At 47.8% G+C, this 25,394-nt stretch carries 22 protein-coding genes; all 22 read right to left on the bottom strand.

The window, feature by feature from the left end:
• The 22 genes from GC093_RS23715 to GC093_RS23610 all read right to left on the bottom strand — a co-directional run bounded on the left by GC093_RS23715 (position 1) and on the right by GC093_RS23610 (position 25,160).
• Complete coding sequence (locus GC093_RS23715; protein ID WP_216624776.1) at positions 1–798, bottom strand: SDR family NAD(P)-dependent oxidoreductase; 798 nt, start codon at positions 796–798, stop codon at positions 1–3.
• 17 nt (positions 799–815) lie between these two features.
• Positions 816–1,904 carry a Gfo/Idh/MocA family protein gene (locus tag GC093_RS23710; protein WP_216624775.1) on the bottom strand — a complete coding sequence of 363 codons (1,089 nt, stop codon included), beginning with the start codon at positions 1,902–1,904 and terminating at the stop codon, positions 816–818.
• Positions 1,905–1,932: 28 nt separating this feature from the next.
• Complete coding sequence (locus GC093_RS23705; RefSeq protein WP_171654376.1) at positions 1,933–3,384, bottom strand: hypothetical protein; 1,452 nt, start codon at positions 3,382–3,384, stop codon at positions 1,933–1,935.
• Positions 3,385–3,453: 69 nt separating this feature from the next.
• Positions 3,454–4,860, bottom strand: a complete 1,407-nt coding sequence (locus GC093_RS23700) for a hypothetical protein (protein ID WP_171654375.1) — start codon at positions 4,858–4,860, stop codon at positions 3,454–3,456.
• Positions 4,861–4,904: 44 nt separating this feature from the next.
• Complete coding sequence (locus GC093_RS23695; RefSeq protein ID WP_171654374.1) at positions 4,905–5,936, bottom strand: ABC transporter ATP-binding protein; 1,032 nt, start codon at positions 5,934–5,936, stop codon at positions 4,905–4,907.
• On the bottom strand, positions 5,933–6,937 hold the full coding sequence (locus GC093_RS23690; RefSeq protein WP_246315129.1) for an ABC transporter ATP-binding protein: 1,005 nt from the start codon (positions 6,935–6,937) through the stop codon (positions 5,933–5,935). The genes GC093_RS23695 and GC093_RS23690 overlap by 4 nt, the downstream gene beginning before the upstream one ends.
• A 26-nt stretch (positions 6,938–6,963) precedes the next feature.
• Positions 6,964–7,824: an ABC transporter permease gene (locus GC093_RS23685; RefSeq protein ID WP_246315127.1), complete on the bottom strand. Its 861-nt coding sequence runs from the start codon at positions 7,822–7,824 to the stop codon at positions 6,964–6,966.
• Between the two features lie 49 nt (positions 7,825–7,873).
• A complete protein-coding gene (locus GC093_RS23680; protein WP_246315124.1) occupies positions 7,874–8,830 on the bottom strand; it encodes an ABC transporter permease in 957 nt (318 codons plus the stop codon).
• 90 nt (positions 8,831–8,920) lie between these two features.
• A complete protein-coding gene (locus GC093_RS23675) occupies positions 8,921–10,609 on the bottom strand; it encodes an ABC transporter substrate-binding protein (RefSeq protein WP_171654373.1) in 1,689 nt (562 codons plus the stop codon).
• A gap of 137 nt (positions 10,610–10,746) precedes the next feature.
• Positions 10,747–11,559 carry an IclR family transcriptional regulator gene (locus GC093_RS23670; protein ID WP_171654372.1) on the bottom strand — a complete coding sequence of 271 codons (813 nt, stop codon included), beginning with the start codon at positions 11,557–11,559 and terminating at the stop codon, positions 10,747–10,749.
• Between the two features lie 81 nt (positions 11,560–11,640).
• Entirely contained in the window at positions 11,641–12,891 is a 1,251-nt protein-coding gene (locus GC093_RS23665) for an MFS transporter (protein WP_171654371.1), read from the bottom strand.
• Positions 12,892–12,918: 27 nt separating this feature from the next.
• Positions 12,919–13,842: a dihydrodipicolinate synthase family protein gene (locus GC093_RS23660; protein ID WP_171654370.1), complete on the bottom strand. Its 924-nt coding sequence runs from the start codon at positions 13,840–13,842 to the stop codon at positions 12,919–12,921.
• Positions 13,843–13,863: 21 nt separating this feature from the next.
• Positions 13,864–14,877, bottom strand: coding sequence for a succinylglutamate desuccinylase/aspartoacylase family protein (locus GC093_RS23655; protein ID WP_171654369.1), 1,014 nt, complete (start codon positions 14,875–14,877; stop codon positions 13,864–13,866).
• A 22-nt stretch (positions 14,878–14,899) separates the two neighbouring features.
• Positions 14,900–15,637 carry an MBL fold metallo-hydrolase gene (locus tag GC093_RS23650; protein WP_171654368.1) on the bottom strand — a complete coding sequence of 246 codons (738 nt, stop codon included), beginning with the start codon at positions 15,635–15,637 and terminating at the stop codon, positions 14,900–14,902.
• On the bottom strand, positions 15,634–16,656 hold the full coding sequence (locus GC093_RS23645) for a Gfo/Idh/MocA family protein (protein WP_171654367.1): 1,023 nt from the start codon (positions 16,654–16,656) through the stop codon (positions 15,634–15,636). The genes GC093_RS23650 and GC093_RS23645 overlap by 4 nt, the downstream gene beginning before the upstream one ends.
• Before the next feature lie 26 nt (positions 16,657–16,682).
• Positions 16,683–17,888, bottom strand: a complete 1,206-nt coding sequence (locus GC093_RS23640) for a threonine synthase (protein WP_171654366.1) — start codon at positions 17,886–17,888, stop codon at positions 16,683–16,685.
• 36 nt (positions 17,889–17,924) lie between these two features.
• Positions 17,925–19,100 carry an N-acetylglucosamine-6-phosphate deacetylase gene (locus GC093_RS23635; protein WP_171654365.1) on the bottom strand — a complete coding sequence of 392 codons (1,176 nt, stop codon included), beginning with the start codon at positions 19,098–19,100 and terminating at the stop codon, positions 17,925–17,927.
• 492 nt (positions 19,101–19,592) lie between these two features.
• Complete coding sequence (locus GC093_RS23630) at positions 19,593–20,705, bottom strand: rhamnogalacturonan acetylesterase (protein ID WP_171654364.1); 1,113 nt, start codon at positions 20,703–20,705, stop codon at positions 19,593–19,595.
• Positions 20,706–20,810: 105 nt separating this feature from the next.
• Entirely contained in the window at positions 20,811–21,836 is a 1,026-nt protein-coding gene (locus tag GC093_RS23625; RefSeq protein ID WP_171654363.1) for a glycoside hydrolase family 88/105 protein, read from the bottom strand.
• A gap of 39 nt (positions 21,837–21,875) precedes the next feature.
• Complete coding sequence (locus GC093_RS23620; RefSeq protein WP_171654362.1) at positions 21,876–22,721, bottom strand: carbohydrate ABC transporter permease; 846 nt, start codon at positions 22,719–22,721, stop codon at positions 21,876–21,878.
• Between the two features lies 1 nt (position 22,722).
• A complete protein-coding gene (locus GC093_RS23615) occupies positions 22,723–23,622 on the bottom strand; it encodes a carbohydrate ABC transporter permease (protein WP_171654361.1) in 900 nt (299 codons plus the stop codon).
• 197 nt (positions 23,623–23,819) lie between these two features.
• On the bottom strand, positions 23,820–25,160 hold the full coding sequence (locus GC093_RS23610; RefSeq protein ID WP_171654360.1) for an ABC transporter substrate-binding protein: 1,341 nt from the start codon (positions 25,158–25,160) through the stop codon (positions 23,820–23,822).
• Positions 25,161–25,394: the final 234 nt, after the last annotated feature.

Here is a 25,394-nt window from a genome sequence, read left to right as displayed (position 1 = left end):
TTACCAATTGGTCCAGCCTCCATCAACTATAAGGTTCTGACCTGTGACATACCGGGAGGCATTTGAAGCCAGAAACACGGCCGGCCCTTTAATGTCATCCTCTTCAGCAAATCGTCCCATGGGAGTTAGCTTGCGATAGTTGGAGACGAATTGAGCTTTGCTTTCATCCTGAAGGAGTCCGGGATTGTATCCGCCAGGGCTAATACAGTTAGCGCGGATTTGGAATCGGGCATAATAATTTGCTAACCATTTAGTAAAACCGATCATTCCCCATTTGGCATACGTGTACTCAATTCCACTCGTCATTCCTGTATCTCCGTATACGGGAAAATGAGGCCCTACCACGCCTTGTATCGACGCTATGTTAATGATCGAACCGCTCCGCTGCTTGCACATCTGTGTGACTACAGCTTTCGTTATCAGCATAAGTCCCGATCCGTTTACACGCTGCGCTTCCTCCCAGCCATCTCGCGTCGTCTCCTTCAGATCGGCAAGACCCACACGGGAGACAGAATTATTGACCAGTGTATCGATTCTGCCGAATTCCTCAACCACTTCATTTGTAAATTCATGAATACTCGCTTCGCTCTCCAAATCAAGCTGCTTGGCACAAGCCTGTAGACCTTCCCGACTGAGTCTGTCAGCTGCAGCCCGGCAGTCTTCAATGCTGCGTGAAGCGATCACAACCCTAGCCCCAGCTTCACCCATCGCCCGAGCAATCAGCAAGCCGTATAACCCCGAACCGCCTGTCACGACGGCAATTTGACCATCCAGTCGAAATAATTCCATCGTGTGCATGAAAGCCATCCTCCCGTTCAATCGATCCGAATCCACTGCTTCTCTCTTAATGAAGAGAGCGCTGCTTCCGCCGCAGCGACAGACGAATAAGCAGCTGTTCCGTCAAATAACGGCTTTATGCGTTCCGGAATGGGTATTCCCCTTAAGCTATCCCGAAAGGCTGTCATTTCCGCCTTCATCATGCTCACCAAAAAAGCGGCTAGCTGTGATGTATCCTTGCCATAGGCGACTCCACCGTCCATTTGACGGTAAAAGCTTGCCCGCTCCTCGTCCTCTTCCTCCGTGCCGTGAAGTAAATGCTCGGATTCCCTTCCGTCTTTCTTCAAATAAACTTTTGACCTTTTAAAATCGATTCGAATTGCGCCTTCGGTTCCATTTATTTTGATATAATGCTCGCCCCACCGAAAACCGGAGCCGTACTGCATCGTTCCAACCGCCCCGCCTTGAAATTCCAACGTAAGCAGCAATATATCTTCTTCATTGCCATAGCCTTCTCCCAGATGAGCAAGGTTACCTCCCGCTGTGCATACCGCTGCCGCCTGACCCATGATCGATTGCAGTAAATCCAACTCATGGATATGGTGAAACAGATGCCCTCCGGAGGTCTCGTTGTTTTTCTTCCAACTAACCTCTGCCTGCCGGGGTTCCCAGCCGGTTCTCTCCGAATGTATAGCTATCGGCTTACCGATGACGCCCTCTTCAATCCACTGGCGCACTTGAACAAGGCCATTCACAAAATAATAAATATGGCCGACCATCATTTGAACCTTTGCTTTTTGACAAGCATCAAGCATGGCCTGACAATGCTTGAGGGAGAGCGCCGCTGGCTTTTCACAAAAGACATGCTTTCCTGTTCTGGCTGCGCGGATGACGTTCTCGTGATGGAGATGACTGGGCGAGGCTACAATCACCGCATCAATGTCCTTGCTGTCCATCAATTCTTCGAGGGATTGCGCTTGGGCACAGCCCAGTTCCTTCGCCAGCAGCCTGGCTCTGCGCCCACCAAATACAAGCTTGACCTCGCAATGCTCCAGTCCTGCCAGAATATGAGCCAAACCGCCGCCAAAATATCCGCAGCCCACAATTCCAAAACGAACCCTTTCCATCGCTGCCGCTCCCCTTCTCAGTTCAGGCTTACCCGATGTCATATTTTAACGGATTCAAACAGGATACTTCCCTAAACTTCCAATATTCCTTTACGTCTTCCCCATGCGGGAAAAAGAAGGCAAATACATCGGCATTTGAAGCCCGGAGCTTTACCCGGATCACTTGACGAACGAGCTTTTCCATGTCAGGACTTCCCTTCCATTCCACCTTGGCCGCCGTACTGTCTCCTGTAAATGGAATATGCTCGTTATAAGAGAAGCCTTCCAGTGCTCTTCCCTCCGTATCACAAATCTCTATCCCGACAAATCCCTTGGAAGCATCTGCATTGATATAGAGCTCTCCGTTCTCCACGGCAAAAGGCCTCGTCATCAGTTCGCATTCATCCTGTCCCGCATGTAAATAGACAAATCCGTCAGGACGAAGCATGGCCAGCCCTATAGACTCTTTGGAAATTTCTTCATAAGGGATTCTGGCAAAGCCTGAATGATCAAAGGGAGCTGCGGAATAATAAATCTTCATACCGTCCTGCCTGTAGATGACCGTCGAAGATGGCATTATACATGTGGAGTCCCATTCTTCTTTCGTACCGAGACCAATCAGCTTCTGTCCCTGCATGCATCTGTGCCAGCAAAAGCCATCATGGCTATAGGCCAATTGGATATCCATTGTCCCTGCCATTTTGTTAAAATGCGGATCTGTCAGGTAATCGAAAGTATCATACATGGAGATTAATCCCATAGTATATGGACCGTATGGTGTCATCTGCATCCCGTAAAACTGCGTGAAGCAAGGATCGAGCTGATCCGGCTCAATGGCCAAAACGGGCTTCGTCCAATGGAGCAGGTCGAAGCTTTCAGCCACCCATACACGCCTGTCGGGACACCTCATTCGGAACGACAACCGATACGCTCCTGATACGGAATCGCGGTAAAAACCGATATGACAGTCGCTCTCCACCTCAAGAACAGCCTTGTTAGATATAGGTTTCCAGTGAATTCCATCAGGAGAAGCATATAGATAGATGCTGCAGTGTTCACTGTAAGGTGACATCGCCAGCTTGAATCTTTTGTCGGGATCCTTCTCTTCCGTATCGAGAATGATAGACGGACCATGGGTTCTCGCGTCATTATCCAGAACGATATTCGTTCCGGGCACCACACTCAGCTCTGGTTTAATGAAGTTGATTCCGTCTGACGAATACGCATAATTCAGATAAGAATAGGCTCTGGAGTCGGATTCTCCGAAAGCAGGACCGTAGTAGTGGGAGGAATACCAGGTTTTGTACAGCTGTTCTTCTTCATCATACAAAGCGGTTCCGTAATAATGAGCGCGTTTGAATTCGTTTGGTAATTCAGGCTTCAAAACCGGATTTCCGCTGTATTTTTGCGCTTTTCCCAGTTCTCTTCTGAAGACTTGGATATATTCGTAGGTGCGGTTATCAAAAAAGGTGAACTTGACGTTACGGCTCACAGCTTCCATACAGCCCTCCTTAATGTATCCGCCGACACGAGCTAGCGGAGCTTATTCTGGTCGCTCCAGCTTATGCCCTTAAGTACAATCTCCAAAGCGCAGGGCATAAATATCGGCATCCTTCAGCTCAAATTTAAAGCGAACCGCCTTTCCGACAAATGAGGATAAATCGGCATTGCCTCGCCATGTCACCGTATAACTCAGCTCATCGCCATAAATGATATCGCAGTCTTCAGTACTGAAATTGGATATCGGCCAGCCTGATTCATCTATAATGCCGACTTTAACTGAGCCTGGAGCCGAAGTCGCGTAGTTAATCATGAGTGCATTCCCTCCTACAGCCAGCAGCTTGGTCGTAAAAACACCTCCTGTATAGTCGCCGTGTACAGAGGCAAATCGGTGGCGGGGGACAGTAACTCTGCGAATTCTGGAATCATCCCATTGATAGTGCTCATTGATATAGAGTGAAAACTCCTCGGTCGAGGTTTCAAGAATGCCCCATGCGGGAGCTGAGCTTCTCTGGGTCCAGTTTCGCGGATCGAGACCTGGACGGGTCCACGCTTCACGGAATGCACGCTTCCAAAACATGCCATTGCGGCTGGTCATAAACGTATTGTCGGAAACTCCGACCTTGCTGTGTCCGGCAATTTTAAATCGTTCCGGCATAAATCTCATAGGGAAAGATAAGTAAATATGCTCAGCTCCTGGGCATGGCAGCGTACTGTTCGTATAAAAATGCTCCAATGGTCCTTTGTCGTATTCGTTGGGCTGTGGCTCCGTCCAATGTATGAAGTCTTCTGACGTACTGTATTGGATTGCTCTTACCCCAACAAAAACAGCGGAATCCTCAGGTGCTTCAATGTTCGGCTCCAGATTAGAGGCAAAGTATCTGGAATAACAGATATAACAATTTCTTTGCGCATCCCAAAAAGCAAGATTATGGGAATCAAAGGCTCCCTTAGTTAAAACAGGTTCTTCCTGAAACTTAGTAAAATGCAATCCGTCTTCGGAAACAAAGGTAAACAATCCTCTTGGCGCGTAACCGGCTACTGCTTTATATTTTTCCTGAGGAGGGACTCCTGGTCGTGTATCCAGAAAAGGACTGAAATTGTGGGCGATATTCCCAAGCATAATGATATTGTTCCTCGTCGACCCGTTAAACTCATGAATCCCAAGCTCCGGGCGCTCCCAGTGGATGCCATCCCGACTCTCTGCATAACAGCAGGCTTGGCCGTTGGAATGATCGGAGCTGTTGTCGAATGTTCCCCGATAGTACATACGGTAAATGTCTCCATCTTTAAACACACTGCAATAAATACCGCTGCCGGAGCCTTCCCACGGCTGATCCATCGTTAAAACAATTTCCTTCTTTTCCGGGGGATTCAGCTTAAGATAAGTCTTCTCCATCCGGTGAATTAAAGTATCGTCTACGAACATCTCCACCTGTTTTCCAATTTGCAGCACATCCCGCTTCTGATCGCTCATTTTGTTCTCTCCTTAGAATTTGTGCTTAAGCAAAATCTATTTTCTTAAACATTTAAAATCGGCATTGTATCGGCCAAATGACAAGCCACATAATGATCTTCGGCTCCAGCAGCCTTGCGCAGCACGGGTGCTTCGGTGCGGCAAATATCCTGGCATTTCGAGCATCTGGGATGAAATCTGCAGCCTATGGGCGGATCGATAGGGCTCGGAACATCGCCTTTCAGCACAATCCTCTCCTTTTGCCGATCTAATTCCGGATTGGGGACCGCCGATAACAGCGCTTCCGTATAAGGATGCCGGGGCGAAGCATACAAGCTCTCCGAGGCTGCTATCTCTACCACTTGGCCGAGGTACATGACAGCGATTCTGTCGCTCATATACTCAACAACGCTGAGATCATGCGCAATGAAGATATACGTCAAATTCAACTGCTGCTGTAAATCCTTCATCAAATTCAAAACCTGAGCCTGAATGGACACATCGAGTGCTGATACCGGCTCATCGCATACGATCAACTCAGGCTGAATGCATAATGCCCGGGCTATGCAAATGCGCTGTCTTTGCCCGCCTGAAAATTCATGCGGATATCGGTACATATATTCGGCACGCAAATTCACCGATTCCAACAGCCTGGCAATAATCTCCTTACGCTGTGATCTGCTGCCCATCCTGTGAATGCGGAGCGGCTCGTCAAAGGAGTCAAAGATGGTTTTAACCGGATTTAAAGACGAGTACGGATCTTGAAAAACAATCTGGATTTTTTGGCGGACATCAAAGCTTTCCTGCTTCGTCAAGGTTAGAATATCACGCAGCTCCGAGCCGTCGTATCTGTACAGCAATTCACCCGAGGTAGGTTGTTGCAGTCGAACCAGGCATTTGCCCAGCGTTGTTTTACCGCATCCGCTTTCTCCTACCAAGCCGAGTGTTTCTCCCTTTCTGACGAATAGACTGACGCCGTCAACCGCCTTGACATGACCGACAACCTTTTTAAATACGCCTTTATAGACCGGGTAATATTTCCTGATATCTTTTATTTCGAGCAGCACCTCATTGGTGGGCTTATGGCTGTCTGTCATGCAATACCTCCTCTGCAGTTCCAGCATCTCACTCGGTGGCCGTCCGCGAGAATCGTTTCAGGCGGTACGATCGTGCAGGGAGCGGTTGCAAAGTCGCAGCGGGGTGCAAATTCACATCCCTCCAGCCTTTCGGACGGATCAGGGGTGTTGCCTCTAATCGTTTGGAGCCGTTCATTTCTACCTATTCCCAACACGGGAACGGATTTGAGAAGCGCTTGAGTATAAGGATGCTGAGGCGAACCCAGCACCTGACGAACGGAGCCGAACTCCACAATTCGCCCCATATACATGACGGCGATATCATCAGCCATATCTGCAACAATCCCCATGTTATGGGTAATTAAGATAATGGAGGTTCCGAATTGCGACTGAACCTCTTTCATCAGCTCAAGAATTTGCGCTTGTATCGTCACATCGAGCGCCGTGGTCGGCTCGTCTGCGATCAGTACTCGGGGATTGCACATCATCGCCATAGCAATCATGACTCTTTGTTTCATCCCTCCGCTGAATTGATGCGGATAATCCTTCATCCTGAAGGCGGGCTTAGAGATCCCTAGAACAGTCATCATCTCCACGGCCTTCTCCATCGCTTGCTTTCTCGAGACCCGCTCATGCTGCAGCAAATTTTCGCATAATTGATTGCCTATTGTATAAACCGGGTTTAAGGATGCCATCGGGTCCTGAAAAATCATGCCGATCTCTTTACCACGTATGGAACGGATCGCCTTCCCGTTCTTCTTAAGCCGACTGAGCACGATCTCCTCTTGATCCTTGTAGTAGGTAATACTGCCCCCAGTAATGCTTCCGAGCTTAGGCAGCAGCTGTAAAATCGAGTGAGCGGTGACACTCTTACCGCACCCGCTTTCTCCTACAATGCCAAGCGTCCTGCCTTTCTTGACGCTGAACGACACGCCATTCACTGCTTTCACCACGCGTCTTCCCAAGTCAAACTGCGTATGCAAATTGTCAATCTTCAAGATCAGATCATTACTGTTAGACAAGCAGCATCCCCTCCCGCCTCATCAAATTATTGGTTAGGGTCCAGAACATCCCGAAGCCCATCGCCAAAGAAATTAACACCCAGGACGAATAGGGAGATGGCACAGCCGGGAGGCAGCCAGAGCCATGGGTTGTTTCGGATAACATCTACAGCCTTGGCCGCATTAATAATATTTCCCCATGTCGGGATACCCGACGGCACACCCAGCCCGAGAAAGCTGAGTCCTGATTCCGCCAAGATATACCCCGCGCTTGATAACGTCACGGTTACAATGACTGGACTTAGCGTATTCGGTAATATGTGCCGGAACATAATAGACATTTCGCTGATGCCAAAGGCACGACAGGATTCCACGAAGCTCTCTTCCCTTAGGGATAGAAACCTTCCCCGAACAAGCCGATACGTTCCTGTCCAGCCGGTCACCGCAAAAATCAGAATGAGGTTAAACAACCCTTGACCCATATAAACAACTAAGATTAGGACTAATATAAGCTGCGGGAATGTCATGAACAGTTCAGAGACGCGCAGCATCAGCTTATCGAACCAACCGCCCAAGTAGCCGCTGAAGCACCCGAGCACTGTACCTATCAACGCACCACCCAGAGCTCCGCTCAAGCCGATGAAAATCGAGATTCTGGCACCGTAGAGAATTCGCGTCAGCACATCGCGCCCAATTTTGTCCGTCCCGAGCAGATGCTCGGTGGAAGGTGGCTTGAGACGGTTTCCCAGATCAATCTCATCTGGTTTATAAGATGTCAATACAGGCGCAAGAATGGCACAAAGCATCATCACCAGAATGATCGAAAAACCGATCATCGCCAGCTTGTTTCTTCTTAGCTTCTCCCAGTTCCGCAGCGCCAAGCTGGATTTTACAGCTATTGCTTCCAACGGGCTCCCCCCCCTTTTTCCGTCTTATTGACGACAAAACCAATGCCGCTTATTCAAAACGGACCCTCGGGTCCAGCAAGGCGGTTATCAAATCGACGAGGAAGCTCGCGAATAGTACCATGCAGGCCGTTAACATTGTAGTTATCATAACAACCGGGTAGTCCTTTGCCGACACAGCGTTTAGAATCATTCCACCCATCCCCGGCCACCCAAAAACACTCTCAATGATTACAGTTCCACCAATTAAGAGAGGAAGCCGAAAGCAGAGCAGCAATACTACTGGCATTAGCGCATTGCGAAAGGCGTGCTTGAAATTAACCTTCCATTCTGGAAGTCCTTTACTGCGCGCTGTTTTGATGTAATCCTTCCCCAGTACATCGAGCATCGTACCGCGTGTATATCGCATAAGCGCCGCCGTCAGCGCAAAGCCTAGAACAAGAGAAGGCATTAGCAAATGCCGAATTCGGTCTATAAGGCCTGCATCCGCATACTCGAATTGCCCGCCTACAGGTAGCCAACCGAGCTGGATGGAGAATATTTGAATGGCACAAATGCCAATGAAAAATTCCGGTATTGAGATGCCCACAATGCCAATAACGGTATTCACGTAGTCAGTGGACGAGTTTTGCCGGATCGATGAAAGCAAACCCAGCATAATGCCAAGAATGGAGGATACGATCAATGCAGCAGCAGCCAGTTCTATAGTAGCAGGCAGTCGATTCGAAATCATTTTTGCAATATTGGATCCATCGACCAGACTGTAGCCCAGCTTGCCCTGTAAAAGATCCGTGAACCAATGAAGAAACTGAATATAGACAGGAGCGTCGAGCCCCATAGCTTTCTTGTAGCCTGCCAAATCGAAATTCGCCGAGCTGAGCACTTCCGGTGGGATCAAATACGTTAGAGGATCGCCGGGTGTCAGCTGCAGGCCTGCAAATATGATGATGATGACGAGAAACAACATAGGAAAGATGGATAAAAACCGAAAGGTGAAGTAGTTTAACAACAGGACCCTCTCCTCGGCAGGGAAAATGTGAAACGGTAAGGCGCTGGCGAATGGTACTGACGCCTTACCGTAATGGTTACGCTAGCGGATCTATTTCACTTTGAGCTCCCAATTTTGCTGCTGCCTGTTATAATTCGTCCATTCGTTGCCGAAAACTCCAGCCGTCTTCAATCGCGACTCATTGACGAGCACATACTGTTTCAGTGAAAAGAGCGGCATATGCCATAAGAACTGACTCTCCATATCCTGCAGCTTGCCGACGGCTTCTTTCCTCTTCTGCGGATCAGACGTTCTTCTCAGCTCATCGATTAACGGATCCCATTTATCCTTGGCTCCGCCGAACACCTGCATGCCGAGTGGGCTATCCGTATGGAAGAGACCGTATGCTTCCTCCAATGCCATGGCTGATAATCCGGCGTACAGGAAGTCGTAATCTCGTTTTGTGTAAATCAGCTCCAGCAAATTACCTTTCATAAGCGAGGCTTCCACCTTCACACCGAGCTGCTCCCAATAATATTTCACAGTATCGATTAGATCGACGGTTTGTTGATCCGTATAGTAATATTGCAGCTTAACCGGTTGGCTGAAATCAAAGTTGGCATCCTTCAGCAATTTCTTAGCCTTTTCCAGATCAAATGAATACGTGACCGCATTCTTGTTATACTCGGTTAATTTCGTAGGAATCTTGGTTTCAAGCAGCTCGGCCTGGCCCTTAAACAGCTTCTCAGCCAGCGCTTTACGGTCGATAGCATAGAGCAGCGCTTGACGAATCCGCAAATCGGCAATTTTTTTATTCGGCTTACCGTCCGCTCCCAGCATGTTCGCCTGGAAATAGCGATCAAAGAAAATATCGACAGGATAAGCTTTATACGCTGGATTTTTGAGCGCTTCATTTACTTGGTCGAGACTCATCACGGAAATATAATCAAGCTGGTTCGCCTGTGATTTTGTGACAATTTTATCTTCGGTCATAGTCTGAAGTTTAATTTTTTCAATTTTAGGCTTAGTTCCATAGAAGTCTTTAAAAATTTCCATAATTGCATAGTTGTTAGGTTGTACTTCCGTCAGCATGTAAGGTCCATTGCCAATCGGCTTTTCCCAGAAGGAAGCAAGATGAATCTTAGCAGGGTCTTCTTTCTCCAGCAGATGCTTCGGATACGGAGGCCATTGCGCCATCGTGAGCAGGAATACCCCCACGGGTTCGGTCAATTTAACAGTAAGCTTATTGCCCTCGACGGTTACTCCGCTCAATTCGGTTGCTTTCCCCGCCCTCCATTCACTGGCGCCTACAATCTTGCTGAATGCCCCTGAGAAAATGGCGTTGATCGAGGTTGATTTAATAGCAGTCGCTATGCTCCACCTTACATCTTCAGCAGTAAAGCTTTTACCATCATGCCATTTGACATCATCGCGAAGCGTGAACGTGTAGGTGAGCCCATCCGCTGACATGGTATAATCCTTCGCCAAATCCTTCTCAACCGGTTCCCCTTTCTCATTAAGCATCAGCAATCTACGGAATAAATTGGTCTTTAGAAAACCGCCGTAGTCCGCCCAAGCGGCACCGAACTTATCATCCGGGCCCCACGAAGCAAGCAGCAGCTTCTCTCCCATAGCTTCGGGCACCGGCTGGGTCGAGTTTTTCGGCGCGGAGTCTGCCGGAGTTGCCGGCACCGCCTCTTTCTTGCCAGTGCTTGGTGCAGGCGTATCTGTGTTGGTGCAGGAGACTAGGAAACCCGCCAATAACATGACCGACAGCAGCGCAACCCATATTTTTTTCATGGCTAACCTCCCCAAATTTATGACTAGCTAACGTTTGTTTCGACACCTTTCAAGCTTCTGTTATTCGTATCTATACGGCGGCATGAAATGAAATATGCTTGTTTCCGGCTAAAAAATGAAACCATAGTTTTAAAATATTAATGCTCAGCCCTGCTGCTCGGACTCAACGAATTTTCATGTCCCAGCTTTAAGGAAACGGACGCTGCAGCTGTGGACACATGTCTGGACAATTCGGGAATTTTATCATCGCTGTAACGGTGCATGGGACCTGATACGCTTATGGCTCCGTAGACATGCCCGAACATGCCGAATATCGGACTTGCCACACATCGGGCTCCCTCCACAATCTCCTGATCATCAATTGCATAACCGCAGCAGCGTACCTTCTCGAGCTCTTGGTGGAATATTTCCTTGGAGGTGATGGTCTGAGGAGTTATCGCGGGCAACCCAAATTGAGTCAGCAGCTGCTCAATCAGCTTCTCCGGAAGATAGGCAAGGATCGCTTTCCCCATAGCCGTCGCATGGAACGGAGATTTCGAACCAACCGAATCCGTCATCCGTAAAGCGTGGATGCTTTCAATAATTTCCAAATACATTATTTCTCCCTCAAGCAGCACTCCCAAATTCACCGTATCTCCGAATAATTCGGAAAGCTTTTTCATTTCCGGTAAAGCCGCTGTCCGTATGTTATTGCGCTCCAGAAGATTTTTTGTAATCAAAAGCTGCTTATAACCCAGACAGTATTTACCGTCCTCATCACTTCGGCTAATAAACCCCCGATTCTCCAAGGTAAGGACAATACGGTAGGTAGAGGACTTGGGCTGATTTAGAAGCTCGGTAAGCTCAATCAGACTCAGAGAGCCTCGATCGGCAAGCAGCTCGATTAAATCCAGCGCTTTATCGATTGATTGGATCGTATACCGTTCTAGCTTATCTTCGGTCTCTTTCATCGTATCTCTCTCTCCTTCATTCGACAAAAATCTTACCTCAGACGGACTGCCTGCCTCTTGTGCGAAAATGGATGTTAGTGGTCATGCCGGAGGCCCAACCTTGGGGTCTGTCTCAACCGTTTTAAATTTCATCACCAAAGAAATACCCGCCAGCTGAATCATCAGCATGATGATCCCAAAGACAGCAGGCTGGTGCTCAACGAGCACCCCAAGAAGAGGTATACTTACGGTAGAGGGAACTGCAGCCAGCGTAAAGAAGGTGAATCTTCCCTTAAACGTTGTTTCATCAGAGCGCTCAAACAAATGGTTTAAAAAGTACACATAAGCCATAGGCATAAGGTTCGTAGCAATTAAGACAATGATAAAAGCATCGACAGACAGAAACAAAGAGGTTATCGGTGAGCCTAAGCCTATAATCCCGATTGTGATCAGAATCGCCTTGTTTCCAAAACGTTTGGCGAGCTGACCGCATAGGTAATAGCTAATCGCTTTGAACAGAGTGCGGATAAAAATACCGGAAGCCAAAATTTCATTCATACGCATAGCGTTCTCCCGATAACCAAGCCCGATGAATAATCCAGTTGCCGACCAGTTGAAAGCATAGAGAATAACGGCAGCCATAAAAAGCTGAATCGATCGGCTTCCTTTGATCTCTTTAAATTGATTAAGATAAAGCGAGCTAAAGCTTAATGGCTCTGCAGTCTCCCGTTTCACCTCTACCCTCTCCAGCCTCAGCATCGTTATAAGATTGAGGAAGCCGACGAATGCCGCAAAACCAAAGATCCAGCGGTAGTGCAGCAGCGGTTCTCCAGCCGGACGGCTTAACAGCCAAGCAATTCCCAAGCTCACAAGCATGGAGCACAGCTGGCCTATCGCCAAGCAATTGCTCATGACAACGATTCTGGACCTTTTGTCCACAAACTGGTTCAACAATTCATATAAGGGCAAGGACAGGCTGCCAGTGAAAAAATAATATAAAAATACAGTAAGCAAGGTGCTGACAATAACTACTTCAGGTGATGCCACAAGCAAGCATACAACGAGACCGACCAAACTAAGCAGGCTGCACAGGCTAAAAACAAGAAACATGTGCTTATATAAGCGGAACCGGCTTAACATATAAGCTGAGAGCACAGCACTTAGAATAGCGCCCAGATTAACCAGCGAATCAACACTGCCCGCTTGAGAGGCGTTCCCTCCCAAGAGCATAATTAAAGAAGCTGAAATACTGGAGTCGAGCAGCATGGTCAGGACAACCCCGTATAAAGAAATAAGCAAATAGGTCATAACGAATTTACGATTCACTGTATTCACAGCTGTAACCTCGCTCATTAGCGCTAATTTGCCTTGCCGGACAGCTTAATCCTTGGTAGCGTATGCTTCAATGGCACGTAAAATCTTCGCATGGATATCCGCTACAATCGGAAGCTGGGACTGGGTTATTTCCTCCATCGGTGCGCGAACCGAGCCGCATTCCACTCCACGAAAGCGGAGCAGCTCCTTAAGTGCAGAATGAATAGGCAGACTCAGTAGATCGGAAATGATATCGTTGATAGCTATTTGCAGCTGCCGGGCTTCTACAAGCCGGCCGGCGGCAAACAGCTGCTCCAACTGGACAAACAGCTCGGGCATGACCCCATAGGTCCCCCCAATACCGGCATCGGCTCCCATGATTCGTCCGGCCAAATACTGCTCATCGGGTCCGTTGAACATCAGGAATTCATCACCTCCGACAGCCTTAAAACGCTCCAGCTCGAAGGTGCTGCCAGATGAAATTTTGATGCCGATCACTTTGGAATCCGTAATCATTTCTCGCAGCAGTCCAGTTGTCAAGCTAAAGCCAGTCGTCGAGGGAATATGATAAATAATGAACGGAAGCTCCGTACTGTCCAGTATGGCTGACCAATGCATTCCTACGGCTTTTTCGCTGTGTCGGTAGTAAAACGGCGGGACTGCAGATAACGCATCTGCCCCTGCCCGTTCTGCGTGTACGGCCAGCTCGACGCTGTCTCTCGTATTGATCGCTCCGATATGCGCAATAACTGCTATTTCACCCCGACTCTCCTCAATAGCTGCCTCCAGCACCCGTTTTCGCTCATCTACGCTTTGAAGCAAGCCTTCCCCTGTGCTGCCCCCTACATAAATACCGTTTATCCCATGTCCGATCAAAAAGCGGGTTAGCCTCTTCACGGCCTCCGTGCTAATTTCCCCTGCCTGGTCATAGCAAGAACTAATAGCAACGTGAATCCCCTTGAACTTGCTTAATTCATTCTTAGTTATCATATAGCTCCTCCTAAAGATTTCTTATGCCAATGAGGCCAACAAATAAATGGGCTCCTGCTTGCGGACTGCCGGCGTACCGAGAAGCATAACCACAATTCCGTCCGAATCGGAAATGACTTGCTGCAGTTCGGCTCCATCCAAGCCGTAAATCGTACCGATTCGATCCCCTCGCCTGACTTCGCTTAACAAAGAAACCTCCGGGATGAAAAATCCGTCCGCTTCCGAAAGCGCCGATTTATCAAAGTTGCCGTCGCCGTATATCGTTCGACTTACAATCGGGACGTTCTCGTTTTCTCCACTGTCAGGTGTACGGATCATTCCCAAATGCCGAAGCAAGCGAATGGAACCGTTATAGTAAAATTCCTTGTCCTCCGGCCTAATACGGCGACCGCCGTAAGCTTCCGTATATATCCACGGGATACCCAGAGACTGGGCAGAGGATACGGTTCTCCCCGGAGCAACTTCGGAATGTCCCCACAATACCTTCGCTCCGAAAGCTTCCGCCGCTTCACGGCATTTTCGGCCGAAATCGGTGGACTTGTCATGGTAGTAGCCTGCCAAGGTTGCAACTGCGTAATGGGTTCCACCACTGTGCAGATCGAGCATAAATTCGGCGTTGGCGATAAATCGATTATGAAGCTCGTAAGCTAATCTTTCCGTCACTGTCCCCTCTTGGCTGCCAGGAAAGACTCTTGCCAAATTCATTGTATCCTCAGGACTGGTTCGCGAGCCGCCAAGGTATGCATAAGGGTTGGCGGTTGGGATCATCAGCAGGCTGCCTTTAACTTCTTCAGGCGATAAGCTGTGGAACAGCCGCAGGATGACATCGACCCCTTCATACTCATCCCCGTGTACGCCCGCAAGTATCAATAGCGCCGGCCCTTCCTCTGACCCGGATATTTCCAGAACCGGCAGCCACGCATCGTCATCCTTCTTTTCACTGAACAGTGAAAGTCTGCGGCTGCGCTTCAAATTCCTTATGCTCCGGTCCCATACGAAATCGGTGATCGGTGAGCTTGGAGTATCATGCTGCATTCCCATCGCCCCTTCCTACTTCTTATACGATGCTCTCCGGCGGGAGCCCTTGTTCAAAGCGATGCTGGGCAGCAAGCAGCGATGCTCTTGCATCCACAAGAACCGCCGCTCCATGCCCCGGAAACAAATGGTCGACCTCCAGCGAGGAGAGGCGCTCAATAGACAAGCGATATTGTTCCATCGAAAAGTCTCTTGTTGTTAGCACAGCCAGCTTACCGGCCTCAAAAATCGCGTCTCCTGCGAATAACGATCTGGAACCAGGATCATATAAGCCAATCATATCTGCGCTGTGACCAGGTAGAGGAATAACCTGAAGCCTAATGCTGCTGTCGATCCCGACCCCATCGCCTTCTCCAATGATTTGATCTACTTCGCAAGGCGTAAGCCTATACCCATCCGGGTATACCCCCTCTTTTCTTGCCTGAGAAAGAGAGCTGCGTTCCTCGTCACCCGACTCTACAATTGAAGCCGTAAGAGCCGAAGCTAACACGCGTATTCCTAACCTCATCTTTAGCCCGCTCGCGCCTCCCGCATGGTCGGCATGGGCATGACTAAGAATTAAACAATGAATCCTTTCAGTTGCTATTCCATCTTCGCTAAGATTCCGTAATAGGTCCTCCTCCCCCATGCCTGAGCCCGCATCGATAAGGATGACTTTCTCCTCAAGTTCAAACGCATAGACATTGCAATCATATGGGCTGCTTATACCGTACCCCAAGCTTCCTCCACCAATCACATACACGTTGTCTGTAAGCTTCACGGCCCCTTAACCTCCAGCCGTGACGACAAGCTAATGGGATGGCCCACAGCTGCGGATTGCTCTATGGCCCACGCAACCCTTACCGCATTAGCGGCATCCTTCGGACGAAGAATTGTAGATGGGACACCAGAAGCCATACAATCGACAAAGTGAGCCAGTTCGTCAAAGAGCGCTCCACCTATACGGCCGTGAGCTTCATGCAGTACAGAAAATGACGGAGCCTCTGTCTTCTCTTTGCCGGTATAAAGAACAGAGGCTTCCGGATCTTGAATATGGACACCCCCATGCTCTGCAGTTATCTCCATTCGAATATCCTGAAATGAGGATGCACCATCCTGAAGCAGCCAATTGCATTCCAAGATTCCTATGCCTCCCCTGCTGAATCGAAGGATCGCACTGTTTAAATCAGGAGCAGCAGAACCTGCGGGAAAGGAACGTACCGCGTAAACCTCGGTAACCTCATCTTCCATATACCAGTGCATGAGGTCGATATCGTGAATGCCCAATATAAAGACAGGTGAGATGCGATTATATTGGGAAAAGAACCTTTTTCCATTGTTGCGTTTGGCATAAATGGATCGGATCGCTCCCAATGAACCGCCGCCTAACCGCTCCTTCACCGAAATATACCGTTGATCGAAACGAAGAACATGCCCAGTCATAAGCAATCGCCCGCAATCGATCGACTCCTGAACAAGTCGGTCGGCCGCTTCCGTAGTATGAGCCAGCGGCTTTTCGACAAACACATGAGCCCCGGCGCGTAAAGCGTCGCGAACCGGCGCTTCGTGCAAATGCTCCGGTGTCAGCACATCTACTGCATCCAAGCTTTCAGCTGTAAGCATATCCGACCAGCTTTCATAGCAACGCGCCTGCGGAAACCACTCCTTGAAGGTGGCTTGACGCTTCGGATCAGGATCGCAAAGTGCGGTAACCTCGACCTGAGGCAGCCTTGTAATAATGCGGGCATGCAGCTCGGCAAATCGTCCCAGCCCGATCAAACCTAATCGGATACGTTTCATAAGCAACCGTCCTCTCAACCAATTAATTAAATATCCAGCTCCGATACCTCCAGACAAGGAACTGTAAGATTCTGAGTCATATCGGACAACCTTCGGCTGTCCTTAAAGCCGGTACCGCTAACGATACAAACAATTCGCATCGCAGACCGGTCAATTCCATCCCTGCACGTTTGAATCAATCCAGCAACAGATGCTGCGGCGGCAGGCTCGCAGAAAATACCCTCCTGCTCGGCAAGCAGCTCTTGCGCTTCCCAAATCATCGAATCCTCGACGGAGACTGCGGACCCGCCGCCTTTATGCATCACCTGCAGCACTAACTTGCCATCCGGCGGATTCGGCACCTGAAGGCCGGAGATGGATGTTGAGGAGGGTCCATCCAGCGGTACCGGCGAACCCGCCTTATATGCTTTTACGATATTAGAGCAGCCTTCCGGCTGAACCGCCACCAGGTGAGGCATTCCATCTGACCGAGCGTCCGCTTGCAATTCGTCGAAGCCCTTCCATATGCCGCAATAGAGACCGCCTCCCCCGACTGGGGTATAAATGTGCGAGGGCACTCCCTTTAGCTGTTCAAACAGTTCGAATGCAATGGTTTTCACGCCTTCCATCGCGTAGGGATTGTATCGGTAAGCCGTTATCATGACTTCCCAATTGCGCTTAACGGCAGCCTGAAAGATCCGTTGAAATACAAGTTCTCCGACTTCTGGATTCGTTCCGAACTCTTTTACTTTGCGAACCTGAGCTTTGTGTACCAGCACTTGAGCCAGCTTGGCTTCCGCCATATGCTCCAACACATAGAGATGATAAGGCATTCCCGCTCTCCCTGCATAAGCAGCTACTGCAGCTCCAGCATTGCCTGAGGTGGTGCCTATACAGGCCGTACGTCCAGCGGCCCGTGCCCAAGACAGTCCCATGGCGGCAATACGGTCTTTATACGATCCTGTAGGATTCCCGCCCTCATATTTGAAATAAAGCTCGCCTATTCCGAGCTTTGCTCCCAGGCTCACGCTCGGAATTAACGGGGTTGTGCCTTCCCCCATATAAACCCTGTATTCCTTCGGCACCGGAGGGAGGTACCTGTGATACTTCCATATCCCGTTCAGCTCCGTTTCATGTAAGGGAGTGGCAGCCGTTTTCTCATAAGCGGGCAATAAAATACCTGAGCACGAACGACAGGCATAATCGACCGATTCGTGATGCTCCAAACCACAATCACAGCAGACCGTATACATGACTCCAACTCCTATCGGTGTTAAATGAAGCCGCCTTCAAGAATCCGTCTCAATAATGGGTTCTTGAAAGAGTCGACCGGAAAGGATGACTTGCTTCACATTGACCTCTTCATCAACGATTATTAGATGGGCAAGCTTGCCCTTTTCTATACTTCCAATACGGTGATCCTGATGAATCACTTTGGCCGGATTTAGCGAAGCCATGCGAAACGCGTCCACCCATCCTACAGAAGCATGCCGCATCATATTTCTGACGGCTTTGTCCATGGTTAGCTTGCTTCCTGCCAGCTGCCCCAGATGATTCCAGTTCACATCCGAAGGATCTCCTGTATTTACACCGGACGAAGGCATCCCATCCGTAATGATAATGACTCGATCGGTTCCTTTGGTTTTATGAATTAGCTTCAGCATCAAGGGCCTGACATGGATGCCCTCACTATCCGGGATTACCTCAGCAAAAATATCATCATGAACGAGTACGGCTTCATCAACGCCAACCTCGCGGGTGCCTCCATACCGGGAGGTTGAAGGTGTCGTACCGGAAGCATTCGTACAATGGCAGCCAATTCGCAGTCCGAATGGAACGAACCGAAATATTTGCTCGGCTGTCGCCTCCGAATGACCTACGGAAAAAGAGATATTATATCGGGATGCCTCAGCAATAAACGCTTCCTGACCATCCAGCTCAGGAGCGAGCGTCCACACCTTAATTTTATCGCCTGCCAGATCCAGGATTTCATTGTATTCCTCGGGATCAACGGGACGAATCGGTGACGTTACTGCACCATACTTTCTGTTGATATACGGGCCTTCCATATGGATGCCGACAATGACCTCAACAAACGGTAATTCTGAAGCCATCGTCTGAATGATGGTTTGGAGCCCTTCCATAACCTGATGACGGCTCTCATTGTAAGTAAAGGTAGGAAGAATAGTGGTTGTTCCATGCTTCAGATGAGCAATTGCAAATTCATAAGGATGCTCCCAGGACCAAAAGCCGCCACCTCCATGGCAGTGAATGTCAACGAATCCCGGAGTGATAAAAGCACCGCCCGCATCTATAATCTCCGCATCTCCCGGCACCTCTAACTTGCCTTCTTCGCCATAATTGACAATCAAGCCGTTATCCAAAAGAACAACGCCTCCAGGAATTAACCGGTCAGCTGTAACTATAGTTCCGTTTCTTACGGCTATGGGTGCTGTCCCCTGCATGAGCTTCACCTTCCCTAGAAATGTGGCTCTTCGTAAATGAAACTTATGTTTCATTGTTGATCACTACAGTATATTTAAGACAGAGAAAATATATGTTCATGTAAAAACGCTTCTACCTACCTCAAAATCAGTGCTTGACCCTTTTCCGATCATCAGCCTGCACAATTTCCTGTAAACATACAGTTTTTTTTCTACCGAAATTTGCTGTTGAGAGGAATAACTGCGAAAGTACAGCATTTTTCGTGCAAAACATTCCGGTTCAGCTAAGCATGGAAAAAAGATGCATATTTGCATGTATTTACGGAGACTGCCGATAAAACGACCAAAAGGCTGTATAGATGCAGGTTTTGCGGGACTATCTTTGTCTTTGTCTTTGTCTTTGTCTTTGTCTTTGTCTTTGTCTTTACCTTTGTCTTTGCCTGTGTGATCACAACACAAAACAGGCACCCCTGCGGTGAACGCCAGGAAGTGCCTGTTACATATCCATTACCTCTAATGCAAAAACAACATCAACGGATTAAGCTGCTGCTCTCTAATCCCTTCAACTACAAGCTTAGCGACTTGAATCGCTCCCACCTCTTGAAAGTGGGTGTTGTCGCGTGCTCCTGTAGGATGATTCGGGAATTCTCCCGGCACCGCCCACATAAACAGCGTCTTGGAGCGCTCATCCCCATAAGACTCATAAAGCAGTCGAGTTTTCTCGGCCAAGTCTATGACTGGCACCTGCTCCGCTTGTCCCAATTCCTTGACGGCCTGCAAATAATCGCCGTGCGTATTCACGATACATCCCTTCTCATCAAAAAAACGTCGATGGACCGGCGTTATTAGCACGGGAACAGCGCCCCGCTCCCGAGCTCCGTCAATGTACTTTTTCAAGTATTGCTTGTATGTCGTTTCAGGCTCAGTACGTCGTTCTTCATCCGGCTTCTGGTCATTATGACCGAATTGGATAAGCAAATAATCATTGGGCTGAATGAGCTGAAAAATAGCCTCAAGCCGTCCTTCATCTATAAAGCTTTTGGAGCTCCGACCCGACATAGCATGATTGGCCACAGCGGCGCTTGCATTCAAATAATGCGGCAGCATCTGTCCCCATCCAGCATATGGATATCCATCCAGCGCTTGATCGGTCACCGTAGAGTCTCCTGCTAAATAAACGGTAACGATCTGAGAGCTGGCTTTGATCTCTAGCGAGTTGATCCGTGGCGCGATGCCCGAGAACATGAGCTTAAGCTGCCCGTCAGCGACATGCACGCCAATGCTGCGCTTAACAAACTGGCCCGCAGCTGTTTGCAGCTTATGTATAAGAAGGCGGCCCTCACCTGATTTGATAGTCGTTTCTGTTGCGGTTAGCGTATCCCCCATCATTACAGAAACCGTATAATTGCCGTTCGGCACATCCACGATAAATGCCGTTTCCAAAGGGATGCAGAAGTCACTTCGAAGCGCACCTGCCTCAGATGCTTCCCGCTCAATTGCATATACACGGCTTACATCCTCAAAGCCATAGCCCTTTGCAGCATCATAGATCGATTGTTGTCCAATTTTAATATATCCAGAAACTGCAAGGCTTACGCCAAAATCAAACTTGAACTCCTTGTTCATCTATATAACCTCCCCCATAGTTTATCTTTCTATCTTTCTATCTTTCTCATTCTACTATACACAAAAACCGCCGTATAAAACTAACGGCGGTCAAATCTCTTACAATTAAAACTCCTTGCGTGAGAGCAGGGATGATAGGAAAGTTAATGCCAATCCTTGCCCCCAGCCTTGAACCCGCTTATGAGGTACGCCTTTGTAGCCATCCGCATCACGCATAACCGCGGTTCCAGCAGATACGCCCCCTACGGAGCCCTCTTCAGTGATACGGTCCAAAATGCCCACAATGGACTTATTAACGTACTTATTGTACATCTTGCCGCTTGAAATTAATGCTGCTGCGATTCCCGCCGAGCCGGATGTCTCGGTATACGAAGTTGGGTCGTTTACAATCGTGTGCCACAAGCCTGAATCCGCCTGCAGCCGCACTAGTGCGCTCAGTTGATCACGCAGAGATCCTTCTATAATCATAAATGATGGATGTGTAACATGAATATGCTTAAGCGCCCTTGCCATTGTGATAGCCGCCCAAGAATTTCCCCGCGCCCAGTAAATACCCGACATATGGCTTTGTTCCAGGTGATCCCAGCCGTGATAATACAGATTCGTTGCCGGGTCTTGCAAAAATTCCTCATGTCCATGGTATTGCTTGATTCCATCCTCTAAATAATCCGCACGGTTCAACATCGTACCGATTCGAACGAGAAAGTATCCAGCCATAAACATCGTATCCACCCACGCCTGCTCAGGAAAGTTATAGTCTTCCGAGTTAACCGTGTGCTGGAAAATACCATCTGCAAACCGCACTGCATCATTCTTTAAGAAATCTGCCATTTGTATAGCATATTCAATATATTTGTCTTCCCCAGTAGCTTTATACAGGCTTAGCAGTGAATGACCGACTGAAACTGCGTTTACAGTTAATTTCGGCAGACCATCTTCAAGCTGCTCATCTATCCAAGCTTTTAACAGATCCAGATATTCTTGCTTGCCCGTCGCTTCATAAGCCTCTGTTACGCCGTAAAACGCCACGCCACCTGGCCAATCCCAGTTAAAGTCCATTTGGAATGTACGGTGAACGACTCTATCAATCACTTCACGAATTTCATTTTCATCAAATTGTAATGCTGGCATCTCTAAATCTCCCCCTAAAGTCTCCCTATTCATCTATCATTAACCTTTCAACCCACTGGTGCTGATGCCTTCCACAATAAATTTCTGGAAGATAAAGAATACGATAATAATTGGAAGAAGCGAAGCTGTTGACATCGCGAACATTCCGCCCCAGTTGTTGAGTGAATCTCCATCAAGAAATAATTTCAATGCAAGCGATACCGGATACAACGAAGGCTTGCTCAAGTAAAGCAGCGGATTGATGAAATCATCCCATTTCCAATAAAACGAGAAAATCGTAGATGTCACTAATGAAGGAACAATAAGCGGAACAATGATTCTGAAGAAGATTGTATACTTATTGCATCCATCTATCTTGGCGGCCTCATCCATCTCGTGCGGTATGGTACGGATAAACTGCATAATCAAAAAGATAAAGAACGGATATCCGAAAAAGCTAGGAATGATAATCGGCTTAAAGGAAGACAGCCAACCAAGCTTTGCAAACATTACATACTGAGGAATGATAGTTACATCATGCGGCAGCATCATCGTCATCATGACACAGCCGAACCAGAAAGCTTTTCCTTTGAAAGGAATTCTAGCTAATCCGTACGCTACCAGAGCAGAAGAAGCAACTGCGCCTATAGTCGATAAAATAACGATAATGAATGAGTTTTTGAAAAAGGTGCTAAATGTGTTGCCAGCGAAGCCCTTCCAACCTGTAACATAGTTATTAAAGTCCAAGCGGCTTGGAATTAAGCTGTAGGCAGTAGAAAAAATTTCATCATTAGGCTTCAGCGAGCTGGCAACTAGCCAGAGAATCGGGTAAAGCATAAGAAGAGCTATCCCGCCTACCATCAAGTGGTAAAGGAGCGATTTGATTTGAGTGTTACCGAACGTCATGCTACTTCGCCTCCTTCGACTCGTAGTGAACCCAATACTTAGATGTTTTGAAAATAACCAGTGCGATAACTCCAACGATAATCAGCATGATCCAAGCCATCGCGGATGCATATCCCATTTCAAAGAATACGAACGCTCTGCGGTATAAATAAAGAGAATATAAAAGTGTATTATCGAGCGGTCCGCCCTCGCCCCGGGAAATAATATAGGCCGGTGTAAAAGTCATGAAAGCTGAAATTGTCTGCATGATAAGATTAAACAAAATGATAGGGCTAAGCAGCGGCAATGTAATTTTGAAAAAGCGATGCCATGCATTCGCTCCATCCACGCCTGCAGCTTCATAATAGGAGATCGGGATGTTTTTCAAGCCTGCCAGGAAAATCAGCATGGATGACCCAAACTGCCACACAGATAACGCTATTAAAGTCCACAATGCCGTGCCGGGACTGCCTATCCAAGAAGTGTCGGTGTGAATACCGATTAAACCCAATGAAGAATTTAAAAGTCCCTTATCTCCAAAAATTTGCGTCCACATAATGGAAACCGCAACACTACCACCAATTAGAGACGGCAAATAGTAAGCCGAGCGGTAAACGCCAATGCCGCTAATTGCTTTATTGAGCAGCATCGCAACAATGAGAGCAAAGCCTAAACGAAGTGGAACGCTTGCTAGAACATACGTAAAGGTCACCTCGAAGGACTTCCATATCTTCTCGTCATCTAGAAATATTTTTTCATAATTAGCTAATCCGATCCATTTTGGAGACTCCATCAAGTTGTATTCAGTAAAGGAATAAAACAAAGAGGACAATATCGGATACATTGTGAAAATAAGAAAACCTAGTATGAACGGTGCGGCAAATACGTAACCTACCACATTATCGTTTTCCCGTAGCTTCATGAATTTCAACTCCTCATGCAAGTAGTGTACGATTAATATTGCTAACCTTTTCTTCCTTAATTATATAGATTCCTGATGGTATAGGAAGGCAAAAAACCGTTCATTTTGTTCAAAAAACCGACTCCCACCGTTCAATTCATGTGAAAGAAAAAGGGCTGGAAAGCAACATCTAGATGCTGTCCCAACCCTGTTAACGCTTACTTTTTGTTTTTAACAAGAATGGCGTTAGCTTCTTTCCTGAACTTAGCTGCACCGTCTTCTACCGAAATCTTCTTATAAAGAATTTGCTCAGTTACATCTTGCAGTGATTTCAATACTTCAACCGAGCCTACTGGGTATGGCGGGTCATTCGGGCTGCTGTTCGCTTCTGCCCATGCCACATAATCGAAAATTTTAATTTCTTCCGGTTTCAGAAGCGGCTTCAACGCTTCTTGTATTTTCGAGTTAATAGGAACGCCGCGCTCGCCTTTCATAATCTTGTGAGCTTCGATATCATTAATAAAAAAGTTAACAAATTTGATTGCTTCTTCTTTATTTTTAGAGCCTTTGGTAACGGATAAACCTTGACTAGACTTCAGGAATAAAGCCTTTTTACCATTGGGTCCTGGAGGCGGTATCAATTCAGTCGGACGTTTGGCCGCTGCGTTAAAAGCAATGTACTGATTCGACCAAGCAAAGGTACCGAATGCGTTGCCCAACACCATTTCGTCATCTTCAGGCGTGAATTTCTTCTGTGCCAATTTATCTAACGGAAGTACGTATCCGGCGTCAAACCACTTTTGGTAGCGCTTAAAATAATCGATAAAAGGTTTATCATCGGCATAGCCTAGACCGGTTCCATCGGCATTGTAGATTCTTTGATCAACTGAACGCAAGTAGTACGGGAAGAACGTCTTATAATCGAGACGGTCACCTATCAGCTTACCGCTAGCCTTTAGCTTCGCAGCAGCAGCCTCCATGTCGTCCCAAGTCCAATCCTTCGCAGGTACGGTGCCTCCCGCTTTCTTCAGCATCTCAGCATCTACGGTTGCACCAAGTGCGTTAACACCTAATGTAATTTGGTACTGCTTGCCATCGTATTCTCCAATTTTCAGGAAGCCTGGAGCAATCGAGCTTTTGTCCAGTGAGCCTTTTTCCATATAAGGACGCAAATCCTCCAATTGGCCTCTTCCACCAAATTGGCTGATGTAGGCGTCATCCATTTGTATAATGTCGGGCAAATCGTTTGCTGCTGCTTGGGGGGCTAGTTTCTTCCAGTAATCATCAAATGCAGCATACTCGGCTTCGAACTTAACGTTTGGATTTTTTTGCTGGTACAGCTCAATGATTTTCAAAGTATAATCATGTCTCGCCTGACCGCCCCACCACGCGATGCGAAGCTTCACCGGCTCTTTAGATGCCGTGGCGGCCGGTGTCGTTGCCGGTGTTGTTTTGTTGGCGGCATCATTACCGCCAGATGCCGGAGGCGTTGCTCCACCGCAGCCTGCAGCGGTTAATAACATAGACAGAGATACCATTAATGTTAGCGCTTTCTTCATTTCTAACGCCTCCCCTTATTAACTGAATACTTTATTAATTATCCATTTCCCTGAATAAAAAAGAAGTTAAAAATCCGTCTTTTTTGTTCAAAAATCAGACTATTCAAAAAACACTGAATTGTATGTATTTTACTATTCGCAATTACCCTTGTCTAGCATGGGTTTGGCTTGTTTGTAAAAGAGTTAACTCTTTTACATGTAATGCGAATAAATTTTCGAGATAAAACCGAATAT

Origin of the sequence: Paenibacillus foliorum, from assembly GCF_013141765.1 — a bacterium.
In the GTDB taxonomy this organism is placed as follows: domain Bacteria; phylum Bacillota; class Bacilli; order Paenibacillales; family NBRC-103111; genus Paenibacillus_S; species Paenibacillus_S foliorum.
Note: the sequence above shows the minus strand (reverse complement) of the source record. Positions and strands in the feature narration are given on the sequence as shown.

What these genes read in the sequence shown, in the direction of transcription:
- GC093_RS23675 (WP_171654373.1), bottom strand. Translation starts at nt 10,609, where the DNA reads ATGAAAAAAATATGGGTTGCGCTGCTGTCGGTCATGTTATTGGCGGGT.
- GC093_RS23710 (WP_216624775.1), bottom strand. Translation starts at nt 1,904, where the DNA reads ATGGAAAGGGTTCGTTTTGGAATTGTGGGCTGCGGATATTTTGGCGGC.
- GC093_RS23700 (WP_171654375.1), bottom strand. Translation starts at nt 4,860, where the DNA reads ATGAGCGATCAGAAGCGGGATGTGCTGCAAATTGGAAAACAGGTGGAG.
- GC093_RS23655 (WP_171654369.1), bottom strand. Translation starts at nt 14,877, where the DNA reads ATGCAGCATGATACTCCAAGCTCACCGATCACCGATTTCGTATGGGAC.
- GC093_RS23670 (WP_171654372.1), bottom strand. Translation starts at nt 11,559, where the DNA reads ATGAAAGAGACCGAAGATAAGCTAGAACGGTATACGATCCAATCAATC.
- GC093_RS23620 (WP_171654362.1), bottom strand. Translation starts at nt 22,721, where the DNA reads ATGACGTTCGGTAACACTCAAATCAAATCGCTCCTTTACCACTTGATG.
- GC093_RS23635 (WP_171654365.1), bottom strand. Translation starts at nt 19,100, where the DNA reads ATGCAGGGGACAGCACCCATAGCCGTAAGAAACGGAACTATAGTTACA.
- GC093_RS23615 (WP_171654361.1), bottom strand. Translation starts at nt 23,622, where the DNA reads ATGAAGCTACGGGAAAACGATAATGTGGTAGGTTACGTATTTGCCGCA.
- GC093_RS23705 (WP_171654376.1), bottom strand. Translation starts at nt 3,384, where the DNA reads ATGGAAGCTGTGAGCCGTAACGTCAAGTTCACCTTTTTTGATAACCGC.
- GC093_RS23630 (WP_171654364.1), bottom strand. Translation starts at nt 20,705, where the DNA reads ATGAACAAGGAGTTCAAGTTTGATTTTGGCGTAAGCCTTGCAGTTTCT.
- GC093_RS23610 (WP_171654360.1), bottom strand. Translation starts at nt 25,160, where the DNA reads ATGAAGAAAGCGCTAACATTAATGGTATCTCTGTCTATGTTATTAACC.
- GC093_RS23625 (WP_171654363.1), bottom strand. Translation starts at nt 21,836, where the DNA reads ATGCCAGCATTACAATTTGATGAAAATGAAATTCGTGAAGTGATTGAT.
- GC093_RS23660 (WP_171654370.1), bottom strand. Translation starts at nt 13,842, where the DNA reads ATGATAACTAAGAATGAATTAAGCAAGTTCAAGGGGATTCACGTTGCT.
- GC093_RS23645 (WP_171654367.1), bottom strand. Translation starts at nt 16,656, where the DNA reads ATGAAACGTATCCGATTAGGTTTGATCGGGCTGGGACGATTTGCCGAG.
- GC093_RS23695 (WP_171654374.1), bottom strand. Translation starts at nt 5,936, where the DNA reads ATGACAGACAGCCATAAGCCCACCAATGAGGTGCTGCTCGAAATAAAA.
- GC093_RS23665 (WP_171654371.1), bottom strand. Translation starts at nt 12,891, where the DNA reads ATGAGCGAGGTTACAGCTGTGAATACAGTGAATCGTAAATTCGTTATG.
- GC093_RS23640 (WP_171654366.1), bottom strand. Translation starts at nt 17,888, where the DNA reads ATGTATACGGTCTGCTGTGATTGTGGTTTGGAGCATCACGAATCGGTC.
- GC093_RS23715 (WP_216624776.1), bottom strand. Translation starts at nt 798, where the DNA reads ATGCACACGATGGAATTATTTCGACTGGATGGTCAAATTGCCGTCGTG.